Below are 22,942 nucleotides of genomic sequence, written 5' to 3'. Positions count from 1 at the left end.
CGGCACGGTTCCGGCATGTCTGAAACAACGCGAAGGCGATCCGGCTGCATCACCGGCGCTGCTTGACGCAATCAGGATATGCTCTGGACCTTCGCATGGATTCTCCACGCGGAAATCGGACTCTAGCGCACTGAATGGTCGAAAACTCGCCTGTGCCCTGCCAACAGGCTTGCATTCCGGGAGCGTTTCGGGTGGCCTGTCAGCCGCGACGCGGGCGGGTGAACGTTAGTGAACGAGAGGAGATGGAGCATGGCTCCCAAGGCTTCAGATGGGGAGAAATCCGGATCGGGCGTCTGGCTGAAAGGCGACTGGCATCTTCATTCCCGGCACAGCACTGATTCGAGCAACAATCCGGTTGAAAAGATCATTGCCTTTGCCGAAAGGCTGGGATTCGACTATCTGACGATCACCGATCACGACGTGCATGTTGGTGGCGATGTCGCCGGTCATACCTGGTCGGATCCGGCCTATCGTTCCGACAGCCTCCTGCTCTTGTACGGCGCCGAACTCACCGCACCGCGTGGCCATGTCAATCTCTTGAGCCCGGAGCCCTATGATCATCAGTTGATCTTCGATCGTCGCAATGATCGCGACTGGGACCTGCAATTGCTGAAGAAGCGGGTAGGAGCGCACTGGTCGGCCAATCATCCGGTCACCAGCAATCATTACGGCTTTTCCTTCGATCTTGCCGACTCCATCGAGATCTGGAACGGGCCGATGTGGCCCAGGAATGCCGCCAATGTTCGCGTCTGGGACAACATGCTGCTTTCGGGGCGCATGCTCGGCGCGCGCGGCGGGTCGGATGCCCATCACGGCGTTCCGGAGCGTGCGGAGCTTGCTACCCGCTTCACGCCGGAGGCGACGATGAATTATGTCGGCACGCCGACGACCTGGATCTTTGCCCGCAACCGCAGCAAGGGCGCGCTGCTTGAGGCGCTTGTGGCCGGGCGCGCCTGCGTCTGCGCCAATCCCTTCAACCCGCGCATCGAATTCGTCGCCGATGCCGATGGAGATGGTCATGCGGAGATGATGATGGGCGACAATGCGATTGCCGGAGGCAAACCGGTGTCTTTCGAGGTTCGTCTTTCCGACGGCGGGCCGGAAAACGCGACCTATTCGGTGCGCATCATCAAGAACCGCGAAGCCTTCGCGACGCTTCCCGTCGATCCCGAGACCCGCTCGGCATGTTTCGTCGATATCCCGGCAGCCGGAGAACGCAGCTACTATCGCGCCGAACTGGATGGACCGCAGGCGGCCTATGCTGAGGTTCCCGGCTCCATGGCGCTTTCCGCAGACAAGGTCGCGATCTCCAATCCGCTCTACTTCAACTATGATCCGGCTTTCTGACATCCGGATCGGACGACAAGCCGTCAGCCGATCGTGACCGGCTTGACGTTGAAGCCTTGGGGCAGGGGCTCTGGCCGCTCAATCGCGACGACCTCGAGTTTCAGGCCTTCGACATTGCGCGCGAAGATGGCGGGCATGCCCCCGGGATAGTCAATGAGGCCGATGACGCGGCCATCCGCGCCCTTGCGCCAGGCATTGGCACGGCCGTCCTGTCCGGGAGCGGTCACAAGGTCGGCAGGCGTTGGACGCAGGTCATAGGCGAGCGCCGTGCCATAGGCGCCCGGCCTCTGGCTGAGGGAGATCTCTCCGAGAACGACATTCTCGATGCCGCCGGCATGTTCGGCGTAAAGATTGATCGCGCCCTCCATCGTTCCGGAGATGTTTTCGATCACGACGCCGCTGATCCGGCCGGCGGGTCTTTTTTCCGGTCGCCGGTCGACAAGATTGATCGTGATCGCTTCGCCGGAACCCCAGAAGCCGGCCGGCGTTTCGCGGCAATCGATCCGGATGTCGCGAAAGAGGACATTTTCGACCACGCCGCCGTCGCGCGAAAATATGCCGAGGCCGCGATTTGAGTCCACGACGTCGCAACTCACAAACGTGATATCGCGGAAGTCGCCGAAGGACTCGGTCCCGATCTTGAGCGCACAGGAGCGCGAGCGCACGCGGCATCCGGAAACTTCAACCCGCTCGCATGTGCCGACGACCGAGCCGTCCGGCCGTTGCGAGGTTTTCAGCACCACGCCATCATCCGCCGTCGAGATATTGCAGCCCGAAACGGTGACGTCACGGCAGCCGTCGATAACGATGCCATCCGTATTCGGCATGCTGAGATCATTGTCGACCGCGACGCCCTCTATCGATACCCCTGCGCAATTGACGACGTGGAGCGTCCACATCGGGGAATGGATCGCGGCAAAGCCTGAGAGCGTGACATTTGCGCAGCCGTCCAGAACAAGCAGGCGGGGACGGCTTGCCGCAGGAATGCGCGTGCCCATCTCCGTGTCCTCGCCGAGCGAGAAATGCGCGCCTCCGCCGAAGATGCGGCCCTTGCCGGTGATCGCGATGTTGCAAGCGCCTTCGGCAGAAATCATGGCCCGGTCGCTCTCTTCGGCAATGACCCGCACAGGGGTTGCGGCATAAGCCTCATAATCGGGCAGGAAATGAAGTTCGGCGCCTTCCTCAAACCTCAGTTCCACATCCGAAGCCAGCCTCAGCCCGCCGCTCGAATGGACGCCGGTTTCGAGAATGACGGTGACGGGCGTCTCGGCCGCACCGTCAATGGCGCTTTGGATGCGGGCCGTGGCATCGCCTTGGGCTGCAGCTATTCGGATTTCGCGCAATTCCAAACTCCAAAAAAAATTTCATGATTTAAGGCGATCTTTTTTTGCCGTAACTGGACATATACGCATTAATTTGCAATTTTCCTCCACGATATCCACCAGAAATCTCAATTTGTTTAAACGAACAGTGTAAATAATTTCACTGTTCGGCTCGCGATGGAGGACAAGCTGGCCGATTTTTCAAAGATCTTCCATCTCGTGGAACAGCTTTCGAAGCGGATCTTCACGCCAACCGAGATCACTGTCGATTTCCGTTTCATGCAGGCATCGCCTTCCAGGCGTGCACGGATGCTGGAGGGCCCGCATCCCGACTGGGAGCCCGTGACGGCCGATACGGTCTGGGGCGAGCCGCAGAGCTATTTCTGGTTTGGCGGCAGCGTGCAGATTCCCGCAAGTCTTGCGGGAAAACGGTTATATCTCGGCATCGAGGCGATGTTCGGCCGGGTGATGGGTCGTTCCGATCCGCAATGCCTCGTGCGCATCAACGGCGAAATCGTCCAGGGCGCGGACTATAATCATCGCGAAATCCTGCTGACGCCGTCGGCGCGTAGCGGCGAGCGCTTCGAGATCATGGTCGAGGCCGGCACGATCGAGGACCGCCGCCAGCTTGGCTTTGCCGGAAGGTTGCTGGTGCACGATCGGCAGGCCGAGACGCTTTACTATGACTTGAGGGCGCCGCTCGATGTCGCCAGGCATCTCGACGTCAATGATCATCGACGGGACTTCATCGTGAAGACCGTCTATCAGGCAATCAACGCGGTGGATTTCAGGGCCGGAGACGCGAGGCGCTATGCGGACAGTCTTGAGGCGGCGGGCGCGGTTGCCGCGCGGATCTACGCGGCGGCCGATACCGAGATCGCCCCGCACATCACGGTCACCGGTCATACGCATATAGACGTGGCATGGCTCTGGCGCATTCGCGAGACGCGGCAGAAGATGGCGCGCTCGATGGCGACGGTGCTCTCTTTGATGGACGAGTATCCAGAATACCGGTTCATGTACAATCAGGGCCTGCTGCTCGACTATCTGGAACAGGACTATCCGACGCTTTTCGCCGGCATCAGGGAGCGGCACAGCGAGAGCCGGTTCGAGATCGAGGGCGCGCTCTGGCTGGAGCCCGATGCCAATATCACCTCCGGCGAATCGCTGGTTCGGCACGTTCTGCGCGGGGTCCGCTATCATGTCGAAAAATTCGGCGTGCGGCCGCGTATCCTGTGGCTGCCCGATACGTTCGGCTATTCCGCCGCCATCCCGCAGGTCATGAAGCTCGCCGGGCTGACGGTCTTCGTTACCCACAAACTCTCATGGAACGACACCAACCGCATGCCGGGCGAAGTTTTCTTCTGGCAGGGAATCGACGGCACACGCGCGCCGACCTATTTCCTCACCACCCAGCCGGCCGACAGCACTTCGATCGGCACCACCTATTGTCCGGACCTGAAGGCAAGCCACGTGATGGGCGCCTGGCGGCGCTATGCCCAGAAGGAGACCAATGACGAATTGTTTCTCGTCTATGGCTTCGGGGACGGCGGCGGCGGACCGACGCGCGAGATGCTGGAGCATATCCGCCGCATGGAACGCGGCATTCCCGGTTGCCCGCGCGTATCGCAGGGCTTCATGGGGCCGGCGCTCGAGCGGATCGTCGGACGCATGCATGAAAACCCGAAGGATTACCCCGTTTGGGTCGGGGAACTCTATCTTGAGTTCCACAGGGGCACCTTCACCTCCGTTGCCAAGGTGAAGCGCAATAACCGGCGGGCGGAAGCCATGCTACGGGAGTTGGAGGCGCTTGCGAGCCTGGCGTGGTTTTTCGCCGGTATCGATTATCCCGAGGCCGAACTTCAGGCGCTCTGGGATATCGCGCTTCTCAACCAGTTTCACGACATACTCCCCGGATCCTCGATCGGGCTTGTCTACGATGACAGCGATGAGGACTACGCGACCTTCTTTGCCAGAGCCGATGCTCTGCGGCAGAGCCTTGCGGCGAATATCGCGGGTGAGGGTGAGGTTCTTGTCGTCAATCCCTTCGCTGGCCAGAGGGACGGACTGGCAAGGATCGCCGGTGAGACGCCGCTTGAGTTTGGCGGTCTGCGTTCGCAAACCGTGATGGCTGCGGATGGAACCCTTCTTCAGGCAGTTCCAGTCGGTCCCGTTCCGGGTCTCGGCGCTATTGCCCTTGCGTGCGGCCCGGCTCGGCATGGGGCGGCTGGCGACGGCGGCCTTGCTGTGGCTCCCGACCGGCTCGAAAACGCGCATCTTCGCGCCGAATTCGATACCAGCGGGCGTCTTGTCTCTCTCATCGACAAGAAAAGCGGTCGCGAATGTCTTTCCGGTGCGGCCAATCGCCTGCAGGCTTTTCGCGACCTCCCGGAACAGTTCGATGCCTGGGATATCGATCGCACATTCGAGGATCAGGTCTTCGAGATCGACCGGCTGGAGAATGCCGAAATCGTCGAGACCGGTCCCTATCGGGCGGCGCTGCGTTTTGTCTGGCGCTATGAGACTTCGCGCATCGTCGAGATCGTCTCGCTTGGCGCGGAAGAGCGTATGCTGGAATTTGACTGCTTCATCGACTGGCATGAGCACAACACCATGGTGAAGGCCGCATTTCCGCTTGGCGTGAGGACAGCGAACTGCGACGCCGAGATCCAGTTCGGCCACGTCACCCGTCCCACGCACGCCAATACGAGCTGGGATCAGGCGCGCTTCGAAAGCCCCATGCATCGGTGGGTGTCTCTTGGCGAGGACGGCTTCGGCGTCGCGTTCCTGAATGACTGCAAGTATGGCTATGACGCGCGCGACACGACGATCCGCCTGACCCTGTTGCGCTCACCGACCTATCCCTGGCCCGACGCGGATCAGGGAGAGCATCGCTTTCGCTACGCCATCATGCCGCACGAGGGGCTGGGACAGGTTTCGGTTGCCGCTGAGGCGTTCAATCATGAATTCATGCCGGCTGCGGGCTGCGGTGAGAGCTCTGGCGGCTCTCTTTCCTCGCCATTGTCGATCGAAAGCGAGGGGATCGCTATCGAGACGATCAAGCGCGCCGAGGATGGCGGCGGGCTGGTGGTGCGGCTTTGGGAGCGGAACGGCGCGCGGCGGACGGCGCGGCTTTCCTTCGATGCCGCCGTCGGAAAGGTGGGGGAAGTCGATCTTCTGGAGGAGGCAGTTGTCGACCTTCACCCCGAAGCGGGTATTCTGGAACTGGATTTCGCACCATTCGAGATCAAGACGCTGAAACTGGAGCGAAGGTGATAGGCCGACGGATAGCAAAGCGTTGCCGCGAAAGCGGCGGATGCGAGGCGTGAAGGGAACTGACATGGCAAAGGGCGGAAAGGTCGGCATGCGCGAGGTGTCCGAGCGCGCTGGAGTGGCGATCTCGACTGTGTCGCATGTGCTGAACGGCACTGCGCCGATCTCGGACGAGGTGCGCGAGCGCGTGCTTTCCGCCGCCCGGGAAATCGGCTATCTGGCGCGGCGCTCGGCCCGGGCCTCGGTGAATGCCGTCAACAGGGTGCTTCTGGCCGTGCCCGAAGATGCTCTGCCCGACAGCGACGTCAACCTTGTGTCGTGGACGATCCTCAATGCTCTCACGCGTGATTGCGAGATGCGCGGCGTGCGTCTCGTGCCGCACACCTTGCGCCGGGCTGATTCCGTTGACCGGGTGGACGCGGCGGCGCGCGCGGCCAAGGCCGACGGGATCATCGTGATCAACGACGATCGCAGCGCGCTTCTCGACGCGATCGGCCGTTCGGGCATGCCCGCCGTGCTGATCAACGGCGAGGATCCCAACATGCATATCGACAGTGTGACGCCCGGTAATCGTTTTGCCGCGCTGAAGGCGACCCGGGTGATCATGGACAGGGGACACCGCAGGATCGTCCATCTGACATGGGCCGGCCGAAAGACAGTCGAACGACGGCTGGACGGTTTTCTCGATGCCTTTCGCGATCGCGGTCTGCCTCTTTCCGATGCCATCGTGGTGAGGGCCGAAGGCTTCGAGCCCCAGCATGGCGAGGAGGCGCTGACGGCGTGGCTCGAGGCGCATCCTGACCGTGATGGCGCGACGGCGTTGTTCTGCGCTGCCGACAACCTCGCCTTCGGAGCCATGCGCGCGCTGAAGCGGGCCGGACTGAGCGTTCCGGACGACCTTTCCGTCATGGGATTTGACGGCGTCGCGCTCGGCGAGCTCCACAGTCCCCCTTTGACGACAGTCTCCATTCCGCTCGAACAGTTCGGCCGCGCCGCGCTCGATCTCCTGGAGGCCCGCGCCAAAAGCGGCCAGATGCCGCGTGCGGCCCACCGTCTCGAGCTCGGCTGCGATGTCATTCTACGCGAAAGTGTCGCCGCGCCCGCTTCCCAACCATCTCAGATTGTTTAATAAAAATATTTTCATGAAAGTGAAATGGAACGCATTTCACTTTCATGGAATTTTTTTATTGATAATCCGCATTCCTCCCTGTTACAAAAGGGATGAAATTGATACCGGGCCAGTAAATCGGGGGTTTTCTGCGCCGCTCGATCTTTTTATGGGAGGAAATTCATGCAAAAAATTTTACGATCCAGCACGCTGACGCTTGCTCTTCTGGCGAGTGTGGCAATTCCGCAGGCGGCCAATGCTTTCCAGGAATCGCCGATGCTGAAAGCCAAGGTCGATGCCGGCGAGCTTCCGCCCGTCGATGAGCGTCTCCCGACCAACCCGACCGTGGTCGATGCCGTCGAAGTTGGGCAGTATGGCGGTGTCTGGCACCGCGCCTATCGCGGCCCCGGCGACCGCTGGGGTCCGACCAAGCTGCTTGAAGAGCGCGCGCTGAAATATGTGCCCGATGCCGAGGGCAATATCACGCTCGTACCTGCCTTCATCGAGAGCTATTCGGTCAATGAGGATTCCACCGAATTCACCTTCACCCTTCTTGACGGGCTGAAATGGTCCGACGGCGAGCCGGTAACCACGGAAGACGTCGAATTCTGGTACAATGACGTCTTTATGAACGAGGCGCTGACGCCGACGATCGATCCGACCTTCTCGCCGGGCGGCGAGCCGATGAAGCTCTCGGTCAAGGACGATCGCACCTTCACCGTCAGCTTTGCCCAGCCTTATGTCTACTTCCTCAATATTCTGGCCAAGGATTCGACCGGCGAGCCGAGCCTCGACCGTCCGTCCTTCCTGTTTCCGAAACATTATCTGAGCCAGTACAACGACCATTACGCCAGCGCTGACGAACTGGCGAAGGCCGCAGAGGAATTCGGCGTCCAGCGCTGGAGCGATCTCTGGGGCTCCAAGGGACCGGTTACCTCGTGGTGGCAGAACCCGGACCTTCCGGTCATCACCGCCTGGAAGATCGAGACGCCCGCGCCGGGCAATGTCGTTTCGATGGTGCGCAATCCCTACTACTGGGCCGTCGACCAGGAAGGCAATCAGCTTCCCTATATCGACCGGATCGAGCACCGCCTGTTCGAGGCCATCGACGCGTTCAATCTGATGATCGTTCAAGGTCAGATCGACATGCAGATGCGCTACGTGAATTCCAGCGATTTCACCTTCTACAAGGAGAACGAGGACAAGGGGAATTACCACGTCGGCACCTGGAAATCCGCCAATGTCTGGTCCTTCGTGCCGAACCTCAATGTTCAGGACGAGGAGCTGAACAAGCTGTTCTCCAACAAGGATTTCCGCCACGCGCTGTCCGTCGGCATCGACCGCGAGACGATCAATGAGCTCGGCTTCGCCGGCCTCGGCGAAGCGCGTTCGGTGTCGCCGATCTCCGGTTCTCCCTATTTCAACGCCGATTGGGAAACCCATTGGACCGAGTATGATCCGGATCTGGCAAACGAGCTTCTGGACCAGATCGGGCTCACCGAGCGCGACGACGACGATTTCCGTCTGCTTCCGAATGGCAAGCGCCTGCAGATCGTTGTCGAGGCCTATCAGGACTTTGCCGCGCCGATCCTGGAAATCGCCGCCGATTACTACAGCGATATCGGCATCGAGCTTCTGCCGCGCATCATCGACCGCACCCAGTGGGACGACAACCGCGACAACAACAACTTCCAGATCCAGTACACGCCAGTTGACCGCCTTTCGGTCGTCTCCGCCGACCCGCGCAATTTCATGGGCAATGACAGCTATGCCCAGCAATATTACGCCTGGTACGAGACCGACGGCGAAGCCGGCATCGAACCGCCGGCCGATTCCGCCATTCGCGATATCTGGGCGGACTGGGAAAAGGCCTCCGTCGCCGGCTCCATGGAAGAGGCCGATGCCGCGCTCAACAACCTGATCGGCACCTTTGTCGATGAAGGCTATGTCATCGGCCTGGTCGGCGAGGTTTCCATCCCGGTCATCGTGAAGAACGACTTCATGAATGTCCGCAACGGCCTTGTCGAGGACGATGTGACCCGCGGCGTGGGCCTCGGTCAGACCCAGCAGTTCTGGATCGACCAGAGCCAGCAGTAACCGAAAGGCAGAGCTCCCTCCCGAGCAAGGGTTCCGCGAGAATGCGGAGCCGGCCGGCCGCCCGTTTGGCCACGGGCGGCCGGTGGGTGGCAGTGCGGAGAGCAGACGATGGCTAATTTCCTCTGGCGACGGCTTTTGTGGGCGATCCCGACCCTCATCGTCGTCTCCTTCATATCCTTCATCATCATTCAGCTTCCGCCGGGAGACTATGTCACCGCCTATGCTGCGGAACTGCGCAATAGCGGCGAGTACATCACCGCCGCGCAGGAAGACGCGATCCGCACCCAGCTTGGCCTCAACGACCCGATCCTCGTCCAGTATGTGCGCTGGATCGGCAATATCGTCCTGCACGGCGATTTCGGCCAGTCCTTCCACTGGAATGCGCCGGTCTCCGACCTCATCTGGAACCGCCTTGCCCTGACGCTGCTTCTGTCGTCGCTGTCGCTGATCTTCACCTGGATCATTGCTATTCCGATCGGCGTCTATTCCGCCCAGCGGCAGTATTCGCTCCTCGATTACGTGTTCACCGTCTTCGGCTTTCTCGGCAAGGGCATTCCCGATTTCCTGCTGGCGCTGATCCTGATGTGGGTCGGCTTCGCCTGGCTCAATATCGATGTCGGCGGCCTGATATCCCCGCGCTTTGAAGGCGCGCCGCTCTCCCTGGCAAAGATCGGCAACATTCTCGAACATGTGTGGATCCCGATTGTCGTGCTGGCGACCGGGGGCGCCGCCGGCCTCATCCGCGTGATGCGCGCCAACATGCTCGACGAGCTCGGCAAGCCCTATGTGGAAACGGCCTATGCGCAGGGACTCTCCGAGCGTCAGGTGGTCTGGGGCTACCCCGTGCGCGTTGCCCTCAACCCCTTCATCTCGACGGTCGGCTGGGCCTTGCCGGCGCTCTTTTCCGGCGACGTCATCACCGCCGTCGTGCTCAACCTGCCGACCACGGGACCGCTGATGCTGCAGGCGCTGAAGATGCAGGACATGTATCTCGCCGGCGCGTTCATCCTCATCCTCAGCGTCTTCACCGTCATCGGCACGCTGCTTTCCGACATTCTTCTCGCGTGGTCCGACCCGCGCATCCGTTACGCGTGAGGCCTTCATGACCTACGAGACATCCGTCTACGCGGAAGAAAACGAACTGGCGGCGGCCGAACAGAGCATCTACACCGCCAATTCCTGGAAGCTGATGTGGTGGCGCTTCCGCCAGCACCGGCTCGCGCTGGTTTCGCTGATCTTCCTGGTGCTCGCCTATATCGTTGCGATCTTCGCCGAGATCGTCGCGCCCTATGCGCCCGATTCCATCGAACGGCTGGAAACCTTCGTGCCGCCTCAGATGGTGCGCTTCGTCCATGAGGGCGAGCTGACGCGGCCCTTCGTCTACGAACTGAAGCGCACGCGCGATCCGGAGACGGCGCGCGTCACCTATGTGCTCGACAAGTCGAAGCCGTTGCCGATCAAGTTCTTCGTCCATGGCGAGAAGTACAGGTTCTGGGGCATCTGGAAGGCCGATTTCCATCTCTTCGGCATCGATGCCCGCCGCCAGAAGGTCAACCTTCTCGGCACGGATTCGCTTGGACGGGACCTGTTCTCGCGCCTCGTCTACGGCGCGCGCGTCACGCTGTCGGCCGGTCTGATCGGCGTGTTCTTCGCCTTCGTGCTCGGCCTCTTCTTCGGCTCGATCTCCGGCTATTACGGCGGCTTTGTCGACACCGCGATCCAGAGGATGATGGAGTTCATCCGCTCCGTGCCGACCATCCCCTTGTGGATGGGGCTTGCCGCCGCACTGCCGATCGCCTGGGACCCGCTCTTCGTCTATGTGCTGATCACCCTCATTCTGGCGCTGATCGGCTGGACGCATCTGGCGCGGGTCGTGCGCGGTCGCTTCCTGTCGCTGAAATCGGAGGACTATGTGATGGCCGCGCGCCTTGCCGGCGCCTCGGAATACCGCGTGATCACCAAGCACATGCTGCCGGCCATGACCTCCTACATCATCGCGGCGATGACGCTTGCCGTGCCGGAGATGATCCTCGGCGAGACGGCGCTCTCCTTCCTCGGTCTCGGTTTACGCCCGCCGGTCGTCTCCTGGGGCGTGCTCCTGCAGGATGCGCAGAACCTCCGCTCCATCTCGCTCGCCCCCTGGCTGCTGGCGCCCGGCCTTGCCGTGGTCGCGGTCGTGCTGGCCTTCAATTTCCTCGGTGACGGCCTGCGTGACGCAGCCGATCCCTACGGACAATAGGTTTTTGCCATGCTGGACAAGACAAACAACAAAATGCCGCCGGAGCGGCTGCTGCAGCTCGATGATGTCGAGGTTGCCTTCAAGACCCGCGACGGGCTGGTGAAGGCCGTCGACGGCGTCAACTACCATGTCGATCGCGGCGAGGTTCTGGGCATCGTCGGCGAAAGCGGCTCCGGCAAGTCGGTGACGGTGAGGGCGATCATGCGTCTGCTCGCCAGGAATGCGGAGGAAGGAAAGGGCGAAATCCGCTTCAACCCGGACGGCGACACGGAATACCGGCTCGACGGGCTGAAACGCGATAGCCGCCTGATGCGCAAATTGAGGGGCGGGCGGATCGGCATGGTCTTCCAGGAGCCGATGACGGCGCTTTCGCCGGTGCATTCGATCGGCACCCAGATCATGCGCACCGTCATGCTGCACCGTCGCGTCAGCAAGGAGGCGGCGCGCGCCCGCGCGATCGATCTTCTGGCGCGCGTGCAGCTTCCCCAGCCCGAGCGCCTCGTCGACAGCTACCCGCACCAGCTTTCCGGCGGCATGCGCCAGCGCGCCATGATCGCGCTCGCGCTCGCCTGCGATCCGGCGCTGCTGATCGCCGACGAGCCGACCACGGCGCTCGATGTGACCACGGAGGCGCAGATCCTCGAACTGCTGAAATCGCTGCAGCAGGAACTCGGCATGGCGATCGTCTTCATCACCCACAATTTCGGGGTGGTCGCCGATATAGCTGATCGGGTGGCAGTGATGTATCTCGGCCGCGTGGTCGAGACGGGGCTGGTCGACGACATCTTCTACAATCCGCAGCACCCCTATACCCGGGCGCTGCTCGGCTCCATTCCGCGCCTTGGACAGAAGAAGCAGCGGCGGCTGAGCGTTATCAAGGGCTCTGTGCCCGATCCCTACAACATTCCCTCCGGCTGCGTGTTCCACACGCGGTGCGACTATGCCGATCCCTCGGTCTGTGCCGTCAGGACGCCGCCGCGCGTGCCTTTCGAGCGCGGACAGGAGGCGCTCTGTCACTTTGCCGGAAACCTGCCGGAGGCCGGAGCATGAGCGACGCCGCCAACAAGACCGTTTCCATGCCCGACGACGTGCTGATCTCCGTGCGCGGCCTGAAAAAGCACTTCACCGTCAAGGGCGGGAAGAAGGGCCGCGAGCTGAAGGTGCTTCGCGCCGTGGACGACGTCAGCTTCGACATCCGCAAGGGCGAGACCTTTGGTCTTGTCGGCGAAAGCGGCTCGGGCAAATCCACCGTCGCCCGGCTGATCCTCAGGGCCTACACGCTGACCGACGGTCAGATCCTGTTCCGCGAGCATGACGGCAAGGTGATCGACATCTCGGCGATGAGCGACAAGGAGCTGCGGCCGGTACGGCGCGAGATGCAGATGATCTTCCAGGATCCCTATTCCTCGCTCAATCCGCGCATGACGCTGCTCGACCTGATCGGCGAGCCGATGGTGGTGCATGGCTATTCCAAGGACCAGATCGCCAAACGCGTAGGCGAGCTTCTCTCCTTCGTCGGCCTCAGGCCCGAATATGCGTCGCGCTATCCCCACGCCTTCTCCGGCGGCCAGCGCCAGAGGATCGGCATTGCCCGCGCGCTGGCGCTTTCGCCGGCCTTCATTGCCGCCGACGAGGCGGTCTCGGCACTTGATGTGTCGGTCGCAGCCCAGAACATCAACCTCCTGCAGGACCTGCAGGAGCAGTTCAATCTCACCTATCTGTTCATCACCCACGACCTCGGCATGGTCGAGCATATCTCCGACCGGATCGCGGTCATGTATCTCGGGCAGATCGTCGAGCTCGGCGAAACCGACCGGCTGTTCTCCCGCCCGCGCCATCCCTACACGGAAGCGCTTCTGGGGGCTGTGCCACAGCCCGATCCGCGCAAGCGTTCTTCGGAAAGGCGGGGCGTGCTGAAGGGCGAGGTGCCGGACGCCTCCGACCCGCCCTCGGGCTGCGCCTTTCACCCGCGCTGCGCCTACGCGACCGAGCGCTGCGCAGCCGAGAAGCCGGAACTGCGTGAGGTCGACGGTCGCGCGGTGCGCTGCCACCACGCCGAAACGCTGAGCCTGCAGGGTGTCGGAGAGGAGGCGGAGGCATGACGCTGTTCTCCGTTTCCGATCCCGCGCCGCCCGAAGGCGTTCGCGATGCGGATTTTGCGCTGGCCGAGCGGCATCGCCCGGTGCTGATGCTGGATCATGCCGAACCCGCGCCGCCGCTGGCGATGGGTTACAGCGTGGTCCGCTCTGCGGAAAAATCCCCGTCATCGAAGTTTCAGCTTGCGCCGCCGGAGGGCGGGGCCGTGATCGAATACGCGATCTGGCATGATTGGGATATCCAGCATCTCTATGACCTCGAGCATGTCTGGCTGCATGTCGACCGGCGAGGCGTTGTCATCCGGGTCGAGGGATCGATGCATGGCCTGCGCGTTTCGATCGATGATGGCAGCGGCTTGCCGGAAATGCGCGGCGGACGGCCGGTGCTTTATGTAGAGCCGGGAAAACACGCGCTTTGGGGCGTCGCCCGGATCATGCGGTTCATGGGCGGCCCGAAGATAGCCGAGATGTGCGGCCGTGAGGCCGGCACAGGCGGCATCCATGGCGGCAATGAATTCGCCGACGCCGGCGCCTGGTCGGCGTCCCCAAGAGATCATCGCCTGGCAAGACTTGCGATGAAACGCGCGGCCTTTGTTCCGCGCTTCGTACTCGCGGCGGCGGAAGACCCCGTCCTCATGCCGTGGAAAACGCTCTCGGCCTGGATCCCCGAGCGGATGAGGGCGCTGATTGCGGCGCTTCCGCAGGCCGTGCCGCATCTCGCCGCCGTATTTCTCGATTGCGGCGACACGCTGATCGACGAGGCGACCGAGGTGAAGAAGCCCGGCAGCGAGGTGGTGACCGAAGCCGACGAAATTCCCTTCGCCATGGACGCGGTTCGCACGCTCCACGGGCTCGGCTACAGGCTGGCGCTGGTTGCCGACGGACCGCGCGAGACCTTCGAGAACATGCTGAAGCCGCGCGGTATCTGGGACCTGATGGAATGCCATGCGATTTCCGGCGATGTCGGCGAGCATAAGCCGTCGCCGAGGATGTTCGCCGCGGCTCTCGCCGGGCTCGGCCTTGAAGAGCGCGTCAGGTCCCGCATCGTCATGGTCGGCAACAATCTCGCCCGCGATATTCGCGGCGCGAATAATTTTGGCCTCATCAGCCTCTTCGTCGGCTGGTCGCATCGGCGGACGCATGTGCCGGCGGATTTGTCGGAGGAGCCGCATTTCCGCATCGACCGGCTCGATCAACTGGTCTCGAAGATCGAGGCCATCGAACTCTGCCTGCCTGACTGGGAGAACGACCATGCCTGAGCGCGCGCGCTTTGTTACGCACACGGGCGAGACCGTGACCGCGTTCGCCCTAGGGCGGCTGGAAGCCGTCTACTATCCCGGCGCGGTGACGCGCGGGGCCGACAATGTCGACTACAAATTCATCAACGGTTTTGTCGATGTCGGCGAATTGCCGTGCCGGACAGCGGTTCGCGCGGAGATCGCCGACCGCACGGTTGCGCTCAAGGATGATTTCGAGATCGTCTCGACCAATCTGCCGGGCTTCAATCGCAGGCTCGAATTCTCCGGTTTCTGGCATCGCCCGACGCGGCTTTCCCGCTGGGTCCGCACCCGGTTCGTCCCGCCGGAAGGAGGAGATTATTCCTTCCGCCTTGCCACCTGCGGCGGCGTCCATGTTTTCGTTGACGGCAATAAAATCGCAGCCTTCGAGCCCTATACCCGCAACGAGGCCCAGGAGACGGAAATCGTCCTGCCGCTTGCCGCAGACGGCTCCGATCTGGTCATGCTGGTGGAGGAGATTGCCGAGCGCGACACCAATTATTTCGTCGAACTGACCTGGCTCGGCGAGGGGCCGCTTGCGGCGGAGGTGCCCGGCAACGCCGATGGCAAGACGCTTGAAATGCTGATGGCGCTTGCCCGCGCCATCCGTCCGGCCCGCATTGTCTTTGGCGAAGGCGAGGACCTCCGCCTTGTCGTCGACCAGCCCGCGACGGCGGCCGTCACAATCGAGGCGAAAGTGCACCAAAGCGTCCACATGCGCCATCTGCCGCCGTTGTTCGAGGCGGCGTCGACGCTTGCGGTTGGCGAGAAGGAGGCGGTCTTCGCGCTGCCTGGGGAACTGCCCGACGGCTATCACGAGCTGGATATCGCGTTCTCGCTCGGCGAAAGCCGCATTAACCGCACCATTGCCTTCGCGCTTCTGCGGGACGACGGCCCGCATCGACTGGCCGGCGACCTTGCCGCCCGCAAGAGGGAAGGGCTTTCCTGGCTTGCGGAACATGGCGAGCTTCGGGCCGGGCGCGTTCTGGCCCGCCTTGCGCTCGGCCTCGATCTTGATGACGGCGACCGCGCGGCGCTTGAGGATACGCTCGATGCCATCGACACGCGGCGGGATTGTTCGGACTTTGTCATCGTTCCGCTGCTGTGGATCTATGCCGATCATCGCGAGGCGCTGCCGCCTTCACTTCGTAAGCGCATCGAGGCGGCCATTCTCGGCTATCGTTACTGGATGGACGAGCCGGGCAATGACACGATGTGGTTCTGGAGCGAGAACCACGTCCTCTGCTTCCATGTCGCGGAACTGATCGCAGGCGGATTGTTCGCGGAGGACGTCTTTGCCAATTCCGGCATGAGCGGGCGCGAGCATGCGGCCCTTGCCGAAAAGCGCCTGGCGCGCTGGTTCGATGCGGTCGAGGATCACGGTCTCGCCGAATGGAACTCGGCGGCCTATTACCCTATCGACTTCATTGGCCTTCTGGCGCTGCAGCGCTTTGCCGGGGAGACGCTGAAGACGCGAGCCGAGACGGTGCTCGACCGGCTGTTCTCCATGATCGCGCTGCACACGATCAACGGCGTCTCCGCCGGGTCGATGGGAAGGGCCTATGACAAGGAACTGCGCGCCGGGCCGCTGTCGGAACTGGCGCCCTTTGCCACGATAGCCTTCGGGACCGGCTGGCTCAATCGCGGCGTGGCCGCGCTGCCGATGTTCTGCGCCGGCGATTACGTTCCGCCGGAGGGTCTTGACCAGTTCGTCGCCCCGCCAGAGGGCCGGGCCGTCTCCGCTCATTACGTGCAGGGCTATGGGCGCGCGGCACAGCTTGCGCTTTACAAGACCGCAGGCGTGCAGCTTTCCGCGAGCATCGATGCAACGCCCGGCGCGAAGGGCCATCAGCAGCATCTCGTCGACGTGCAGGCCGCCGGCCATCCGATGGCTCGGGTCTGGATCAATCACCCGGGCGCCGACGACCCCTGGGGCTCCGACAGGCCATCCTACTGGGCAGGCAACGGCGTCATGCCGCGCGTCACCCAGCATCAGAACTGCTGCCTGTTCCTGAGTGACCTCGGCGAAAACCCGCGCCTTGCCTTCACCCATGCCTACGCGCCGCTCTCCGTCTTCGACGACCATATCGCGGGAGAAGATTTCCTGGTGCTGCGCTCGGCGGAAAGCTTCGTCGCGCTGAAGGCGACGGGACCGATCGAAGCGGTCGGCGAAGGGCCGGGCGCGGGCATCGAACACCGGGTTCGGGGAAAGCGCAGCGGCTGGGCGATCCTGGTCGGCGCTCTTGGCGGGCGCAGCCTGGCGGAGCTTGCCGCATTGGCCGAAGGAACGAACCTCAGCCTCTCGGACGATCCGCTGAACCTCTCCTGCGAGGGCCCGCTCACGCCGGCGCTTCGCCTTGACTACCGCGACGGCCTTTTCGTCGAGGGCCGACACGCGCCTTTCCCGACGACGTCGCAAACGCCTGAAATCGCCTGGCTCACAGCTTTTGCCGTGCCGGCCTCGAACTGAAAAGACAAGAACAATGCACCACGACAGACAGGAACTTCTGGGCTATCTCGAAAGCGTCGCCACCGGCCTTTCCCGTATCAGAGGCATCAACGAGACCGCGCCGATCACCGAGGGCACGTTCTCTATCCAGTTCGACGAATGGGACTGGGAGATCGGGGTCGGCCTTTACGGCCTCTATCGCCATGCCTGCCAGACCGGCGACCTCGACCTGATCAATGCGCTGGCCGACTGGTATGAATGGCAGATTTCGCGCGGACTGCCGCCGCGTCAGGTCAATTCCACGGCGCCGATGTTGGCGCTTTCCTTCCTGATCGACGATGTCGAGCGGCCGGAATGGGAGGCGCTGGTCAAGGATTGGGCCGAGTGGCTGATGACAGGGCTGGCGCGCACCGAGGATCGCGGTTTCCAGCATGTGGTCAAGGAACGGATGAATGACGGCGAATTGTGGGACGACACGCTGTTCATGACCTGCCTGTTCCTGGCGCGCGCCGGAAAGCGTTTCGAACGGCCGGAATGGGTTGAGGAGGCAGTCTACCAGTTCCTGATCCACACGCGTTATCTCGGCGATGCGAAGAGTGGTCTCTGGTACCATGGCTGGACCTTCAACGGACGCCACAATTTCGCGAATGCGCTGTGGGCGCGCGGAAATTCATGGATAACCATCGCGATACCCGAACTGTTCTCGATTGTGGAAACCCTGCCGCCTGCGACCCATCGCTATCTGGCGAATGTTCTGGCAGCCCAGGTGACGGCTCTGGAAAAGCTGCAGAATGACGAAGGCTTCTTCCACACGCTCCTCGACGACCCGGAAGCACCGATCGAGGCGTCGGCTACTGCGGGAATCGCCTATGGCATTTCCAGGGGGATTTCGCTCGGGGTCCTGCCGAAGTCCTTTCGCCCGGTCGCCGACAGGGCCTTCGATGCCGTCCTCGGTTGTATCGGAGACGATGGAATCGTCGCTCACGTCTCCGACGGCACGCCCATGGGCCATTCGCTCGACTTCTATCGCCAGATTCCCGATATCCCGGCGCCCTACGGACAGGCGCTGACCATGCTGATGCTCGTGGATGCCATGGCCCGGTTCGCAAGCTCCCGGCACGCCCGGGTTTCCTGATCGGGCAGTGGCTCGGGGCTTTGGTGCCGGTGGTAGGCAACGCAGGAAAGAAAAGGCTTCATCCGTGCGGATGAAGCCTTTTTCGTCTGGCGTCTGCGGGCAGGGGTAACTATCCCTTTACCGCACCCCCTGTCAGCCCGGCGACGATATAGCGTTGTGCGGCCAGGAAGAAGATGACGGCCGGCGTCAACGTCAGCGTGACAAAGGCCAGGATCCGGTTCCACTCCACGATATACTCGCCGCGATACTGCATCATGCCGAGCGTCCATGGATACTGATCCGTCGAGTTCAGCACGATCAGCGGCAGAAGGTAGTTGTTCCAGCTCGAGACAAAAACGAAGACCGCGACCGTTCCGAGGATCGGGGTGGAGAGCGGCAGGGTGAAGCGGAAGAAGAAGCCGGTATAGGTGCATCCGTCCATCCGCGCCGCCTCGAACAACTCTCCCGGCAACTGGTCAAAAAAGGTCTTGAACAGAAGGATGGAAAAGCCGAGGCCGAAGGCCGTCTGCGGCAGGATCACGCCCCAGGGCGTGTCCAGCAGCCCGATGTCGCGGATCTTGATGAACAGCGGCACGATGGCGGCGGCAAAGGGAAACATCATGCCGAGCAGCAGGTAGGACAGGATGTAGGAGGCCCCGAAAAAGCGGATATGTGAAAACACATAGGCCGCCATGCTGCCGAAGAGAAGCGTGATGATCACGGTCATGACGGCGATGAAGAACGAATTCCAGAGATAGTGCCAGAAATTCGGGTCCGACAGGACATTTGCGTAGAATTCGGTGTGCCAGGTCGAAGGGATGGAGAAGGGCTGGACCCTGAGTTCGCCGGTGGTCTTGAAGCCGCCCAGCACGGTGGCCGTCAATGGCAGCAGAATGGTTGCGGCCACCAGGAGAAGAACCGAGATGCGCAGGGCGTCGCGCCAGTCGAAATGATTTCGGGCGAAGCGATTCATGATTTCTCTCCCCGCATAGCCGTGCCGCGGTAAAGGATGGCGAAGCCGACGCAGAGCACAAAGAGCACGATGCCGACGGCGCTGCCGAAGCCGACGCGGAGGCGGGTCAGGCCGAAGGTGTAGAGATAGCTGACGATCGTGTGCGTGGTGTTGGACGGACCACCATTGGTCAGCGGTATGATCAGATCAAAGAGTTGCAGCGAACCGATGATGGCGAAGAAGCCGGAAACGGCGATCGCCGGCTTTAGGAGCGGCAGCTTGACGTGCCAGGCGATCTGGCCGGGCCTTGCGCCGTCCATGCGCGCGGCTTCCGTCAGGTCCTCCGGAATCCCTTGAAGGGCGGCCAGAAAGATCATCATGTGGAAGCCGAAGAACTTCCAGACGACGACGAACATGATGACGACGAAGGCCCATTGGCGATCCGAAAGGAGAAAGATCGGCTCGGTGCCCAGCGTTTCGGATACCTTCGCCGCGATGCCGTAATTCCCGTCGAAGACGAAGCTCCAGATCAGACCGGTCGCAACTTCGGCCAGGATATAGGGCACGAAGAAAACCAGGCGGAAGGCGGTGTTGATCCAGTTCTTGCGATAGATCAGCAGGGCAAGGCCAAGGGCAAGCGGCATCTGCAGCAGGCAGGAGGCCGCAATCACCTTTGCCGTGTTGAGAAGCGATTGGTGAAAGACGCTGTGCTGCGCCAGGATGGAAAAGTTTCGCAGGCCGACCCAGTCGGTCGGTTCGCCATAGCCCGACCATTTGTAGCCGGCGTAACCGGCCGCATCAAACAGCGGCAAAACCACGAAGAAAGTGAAAAGAAGCAGGGCGGGCGGCAGGAACAGGAAAACGGTCGCAACCCGTCCATCCGACAACGCCTTCTGGAATGGCGTCTTTTTGACGACGGTCTCAGACATGGGAGAGATGCTCCGTATTGCGGCCTTCGCCGTCGAAGACCTTGAGCATGCCGGGTTTCGGCGAAAGGCTGATGGACTGACCCGTCTCCAGGAGCGTGGCGCCATCGAGGCGGACGATGATGCGCCCGGCGCGGGCGTCGTTGATATAGGCTATCGTGTCTGCGCCGAGATGCTCGGCGTGAACGACGGTCCCGGTGAACAGCGGATCGTTTTCGGCGATCTCCAGATGCTCGGGGCGCACGCCGATGGTCGTGCCGCCGGCGCGTTCTGCAAGTTCCCCCGAAATCAGGTTCATCTTCGGCGATCCGATGAACGCGGCGACGAAGAGATTGCTGGGATCGTTGTAGAGCTTCAACGGTGCGCCAACCTGCTGTATCTCGCCGTCTTTCATCACCACGATCTGATCCGCCATGGTCATGGCTTCGACCTGATCGTGTGTCACATAGATCATGGTTGCCTTCAGGCGGTCGTGCAGTTCCGCCAGTTCGACGCGCATCTGACCGCGCAGCGCCGCGTCGAGGTTCGACAGGGGTTCGTCGAACAGGAAGACCTTCGGCTCGCGCACGATGGCGCGGCCGATGGCGACGCGCTGGCGCTGGCCGCCGGAAAGTGCTTTCGGCTTGCGGTCGAGAAGCGGCTCGAGCTGCAGTACGGAGGCTGCCTCGCGCACGCGTTCGTTGATCTCGCGTCTGGGCCTGCCGGCAAGCTTCAGGGCAAACCCGATGTTCTGGGCAACCGTCATGTGCGGATAGAGCGCATAGCTTTGGAATACCATGGCAAGGCCACGCTTTGCCGGGTCGATATCGGTCACGTCCTCGCCGCCGATGCGGATCGCTCCGGCGGTTGCATCTTCGAGGCCGGCGATCATCCGCAACAGCGTGGATTTGCCGCAACCGGAAGGGCCGACGAGAACGGTGAAGGAGCGGTCGGGAATGGAGAGGTCGAGCGAGGGTATGACCTCGACCGAACCAAATCTCTTCTTGAGGGCACTGAGTTGAACTTCGGCCATATTCAGCCACCTGTTTTTGATTTTCTGGGCGCGGGCGTGCACCGGCGGGCCTTTGATGGCCGGCCGAGCCTCAGCATTGCGAACGATAGACGAAGGAGCGGAAATCCGCGGGATGCCCGCGGCCGGAGAGATCCTGGGCCGCCATACCGACGAAATTGCCGGTGAAGGAGGCATGCTCGCCGCGTCCGCCCTCGTCGGAAAGGACCGAGGCATCGAGTTCCGGCCCAAGCTTGCGCCACGGTTGCGAAGCCTCGGTACGGAAGCTGAACTGTAGCGCAGCATGGTCTATTTCGAGCCGCAGGAAGACGTGGCCACCCGGGATTTCCATGCCTTCGCCGATCGGATATTCCAGCCGCCCCTCCGGCCAGCCGCCGGCGCATTGCTGGATCGTGACGCGGTATTTTCCCTCGTCGTCAAGCGTCAGATAGGCATAGTAGAACTGGTGCCGGTTGTAATAGGCGGTCAGGCCTGCCTGCTGCTGATAGGTTTCCGGGGCAAATTCCAGTTCAACCTCGGCCGAGCAGACATGTTCCGTCTGACGGCGTGCCACGAGCGCCTGCTCGAACCAGGATCCGATTGATTCGCGACCAAAAAGCCTGAGCCATCCCGGACGGGCATCCGTCGAAAGGATCCGTTCGGGTTGAGGAGTTCTCAGCCACTGAAAAGCGGACGGCAGCGACCCTGGCGCAAAATCGCTGGCTTCCTCGAAAGGCGCGGGGCTCGTTTCGGCGCCGTCGATCTCGACCGGGGGCACGGTTCCACCGCCGCGCAGATAGAGCCAGCCGTCGCTCTGCCACTCAAGTACGGCAAGGCCCGATTCGCGTCCCATCGGCGAACGCCTTCCAGGCAGGGGGCGCGAACACAGAAAGGAATGGATCATGGTGCCGGGCTCCGGTCCCTCGACGGCCTGGCCGTGGCCGACGCGCTGCAGCGGCGAGGAGGGAGCGTCCTTGGTCGTGAGCACATGCGTGTCGGGGTGAAGCGCGTAAGGCCCGCCGAGATCGCGGCTGCGGGCATGGGTAACAGCGTGGTTGTAGCCGGTTCCGCCTTCTGCGGTTACGAGATAGTAGTAGCCGTTGCGCCTCATCAGATGCGGCGCCTCGGTGCGGCCAAGCTCCGAACGCTGGAAAATCTTGCGGATCGATCCGACGAGCTTCCTTTCAGATGGGTCATATTCCTGAAGCACGACGCCGTTGAAGTTGCTTCCGGCAAAGCGGCGGTGTTCCATGGTCGAGCGGTGATCCCAGAGCATGTTGACCAGCCATTTACGGCCGTCATCGTCATGGAACAGGGATGGGTCGAAGCCGGAAGCATTGAGATAGACCGGATCGGACCACGGGCCTTTCAGGTCGGGCGCCGTCGTCAGGAAATTCGGAGCGTCCTTATAGTTGCCGTCAAGCCGCCTGACATTGGTGTAGATCAGCCAGAAAAGCCCGTCGGACCAGGAAAGCGCGGGCGCCCAGATGCCGCCGCTGTCGGGGTTGCCGCGCATGTCCAGAAGCCTTGCGCTGTCGAGCGGCCGCGAAACGAGCGTCCAGTTGGCGAGGTCCGTCGAATGATGGATTTGGACGCCGGGAAACCACTCGAAGGTCGAGGTGGCCATGTAATAGTCGTCGCCGACACGGCAAAGCGATGGGTCCGGATTAAAGCCCCGGAGGACGGGATTGATGATGCTCATCTGGTTATTCCTGGCTGACCGCAGGAGCCGTAGGGCTCCTGCGGCAGGGTGG

16 protein-coding genes are annotated in these 22,942 nt (G+C 62.1%); 11 read left to right on the top strand and 5 right to left on the bottom strand.

Features of this window, described 5'->3' with window-relative positions; all coding sequences use genetic code 11:
* Positions 1–249: 249 nt before the first annotated feature.
* Complete coding sequence (locus tag GGR30_RS02645) at positions 250–1,347, top strand: CehA/McbA family metallohydrolase (protein WP_183482181.1); 1,098 nt, start codon at positions 250–252, stop codon at positions 1,345–1,347.
* 23 nt (positions 1,348–1,370) lie between these two features.
* Here GGR30_RS02645 and pglB read toward each other — a convergent pair whose 3' ends face one another.
* On the bottom strand, positions 1,371–2,690 hold the full coding sequence (pglB, locus tag GGR30_RS02640) for a polygalacturonase PglB (RefSeq protein ID WP_246413506.1): 1,320 nt from the start codon (positions 2,688–2,690) through the stop codon (positions 1,371–1,373).
* A 156-nt stretch (positions 2,691–2,846) separates the two neighbouring features.
* Here pglB and GGR30_RS02635 point away from each other — a divergent pair, with 156 nt between their 5' ends.
* From GGR30_RS02635 to bglB, 10 genes are all read left to right on the top strand, one after another.
* Positions 2,847–5,945, top strand: a complete 3,099-nt coding sequence (locus GGR30_RS02635) for an alpha-mannosidase (RefSeq protein ID WP_183482177.1) — start codon at positions 2,847–2,849, stop codon at positions 5,943–5,945.
* A gap of 64 nt (positions 5,946–6,009) precedes the next feature.
* Complete coding sequence (locus GGR30_RS02630) at positions 6,010–7,071, top strand: LacI family DNA-binding transcriptional regulator (RefSeq protein WP_183482174.1); 1,062 nt, start codon at positions 6,010–6,012, stop codon at positions 7,069–7,071.
* 162 nt (positions 7,072–7,233) lie between these two features.
* A complete protein-coding gene (locus GGR30_RS02625) occupies positions 7,234–9,147 on the top strand; it encodes an ABC transporter substrate-binding protein (RefSeq protein WP_183482170.1) in 1,914 nt (637 codons plus the stop codon).
* Between the two features lie 108 nt (positions 9,148–9,255).
* Positions 9,256–10,242 (top strand): ABC transporter permease, encoded by a 987-nt coding sequence (locus GGR30_RS02620; protein ID WP_183482167.1) that lies wholly within the window; start codon positions 9,256–9,258, stop codon positions 10,240–10,242.
* Positions 10,243–10,249: 7 nt separating this feature from the next.
* Entirely contained in the window at positions 10,250–11,386 is a 1,137-nt protein-coding gene (locus GGR30_RS02615) for an ABC transporter permease (protein ID WP_183482164.1), read from the top strand.
* Between the two features lie 9 nt (positions 11,387–11,395).
* Positions 11,396–12,436: an ABC transporter ATP-binding protein gene (locus GGR30_RS02610; RefSeq protein ID WP_210287904.1), complete on the top strand. Its 1,041-nt coding sequence runs from the start codon at positions 11,396–11,398 to the stop codon at positions 12,434–12,436.
* A complete protein-coding gene (locus tag GGR30_RS02605) occupies positions 12,433–13,488 on the top strand; it encodes an ABC transporter ATP-binding protein (RefSeq protein WP_246413504.1) in 1,056 nt (351 codons plus the stop codon). The genes GGR30_RS02610 and GGR30_RS02605 overlap by 4 nt, the downstream gene beginning before the upstream one ends.
* Complete coding sequence (locus GGR30_RS02600; RefSeq protein WP_183482161.1) at positions 13,485–14,741, top strand: HAD family hydrolase; 1,257 nt, start codon at positions 13,485–13,487, stop codon at positions 14,739–14,741. The genes GGR30_RS02605 and GGR30_RS02600 overlap by 4 nt, the downstream gene beginning before the upstream one ends.
* The gene (locus GGR30_RS02595) at positions 14,734–17,229 is read left to right on the top strand and encodes a hypothetical protein (protein ID WP_183482156.1); all 2,496 of its coding nucleotides are present in this window, start codon (positions 14,734–14,736) and stop codon (positions 17,227–17,229) included. The genes GGR30_RS02600 and GGR30_RS02595 overlap by 8 nt, the downstream gene beginning before the upstream one ends.
* Before the next feature lie 13 nt (positions 17,230–17,242).
* Positions 17,243–18,343, top strand: coding sequence for a beta-galactosidase BglB (gene bglB, locus GGR30_RS02590; RefSeq protein WP_183482153.1), 1,101 nt, complete (start codon positions 17,243–17,245; stop codon positions 18,341–18,343).
* 109 nt (positions 18,344–18,452) lie between these two features.
* Here the strand turns inward: bglB and GGR30_RS02585 are convergent, their stop codons facing one another.
* The 4 genes from GGR30_RS02585 to GGR30_RS02570 form a co-directional block, all read right to left on the bottom strand.
* Positions 18,453–19,295, bottom strand: a complete 843-nt coding sequence (locus GGR30_RS02585) for a carbohydrate ABC transporter permease (RefSeq protein ID WP_183482150.1) — start codon at positions 19,293–19,295, stop codon at positions 18,453–18,455.
* The gene (locus GGR30_RS02580; RefSeq protein ID WP_183482147.1) at positions 19,292–20,203 is read right to left on the bottom strand and encodes a carbohydrate ABC transporter permease; all 912 of its coding nucleotides are present in this window, start codon (positions 20,201–20,203) and stop codon (positions 19,292–19,294) included. The genes GGR30_RS02585 and GGR30_RS02580 overlap by 4 nt, the downstream gene beginning before the upstream one ends.
* Positions 20,196–21,212 carry an ABC transporter ATP-binding protein gene (locus GGR30_RS02575; RefSeq protein WP_183482144.1) on the bottom strand — a complete coding sequence of 339 codons (1,017 nt, stop codon included), beginning with the start codon at positions 21,210–21,212 and terminating at the stop codon, positions 20,196–20,198. Before GGR30_RS02575 ends, GGR30_RS02580 begins: the two co-directional genes overlap by 8 nt.
* Positions 21,213–21,282: 70 nt before the next feature.
* Complete coding sequence (locus tag GGR30_RS02570; protein ID WP_183482141.1) at positions 21,283–22,890, bottom strand: glycoside hydrolase family 43 protein; 1,608 nt, start codon at positions 22,888–22,890, stop codon at positions 21,283–21,285.
* Positions 22,891–22,942 lie beyond the last annotated feature (52 nt).

Source organism: Martelella radicis (assembly GCF_014196625.1).
Taxonomy (GTDB): Bacteria; Pseudomonadota; Alphaproteobacteria; order Rhizobiales; family Rhizobiaceae; genus Martelella; species Martelella radicis.
Note: the sequence above shows the minus strand (reverse complement) of the source record. Positions and strands in the feature narration are given on the sequence as shown.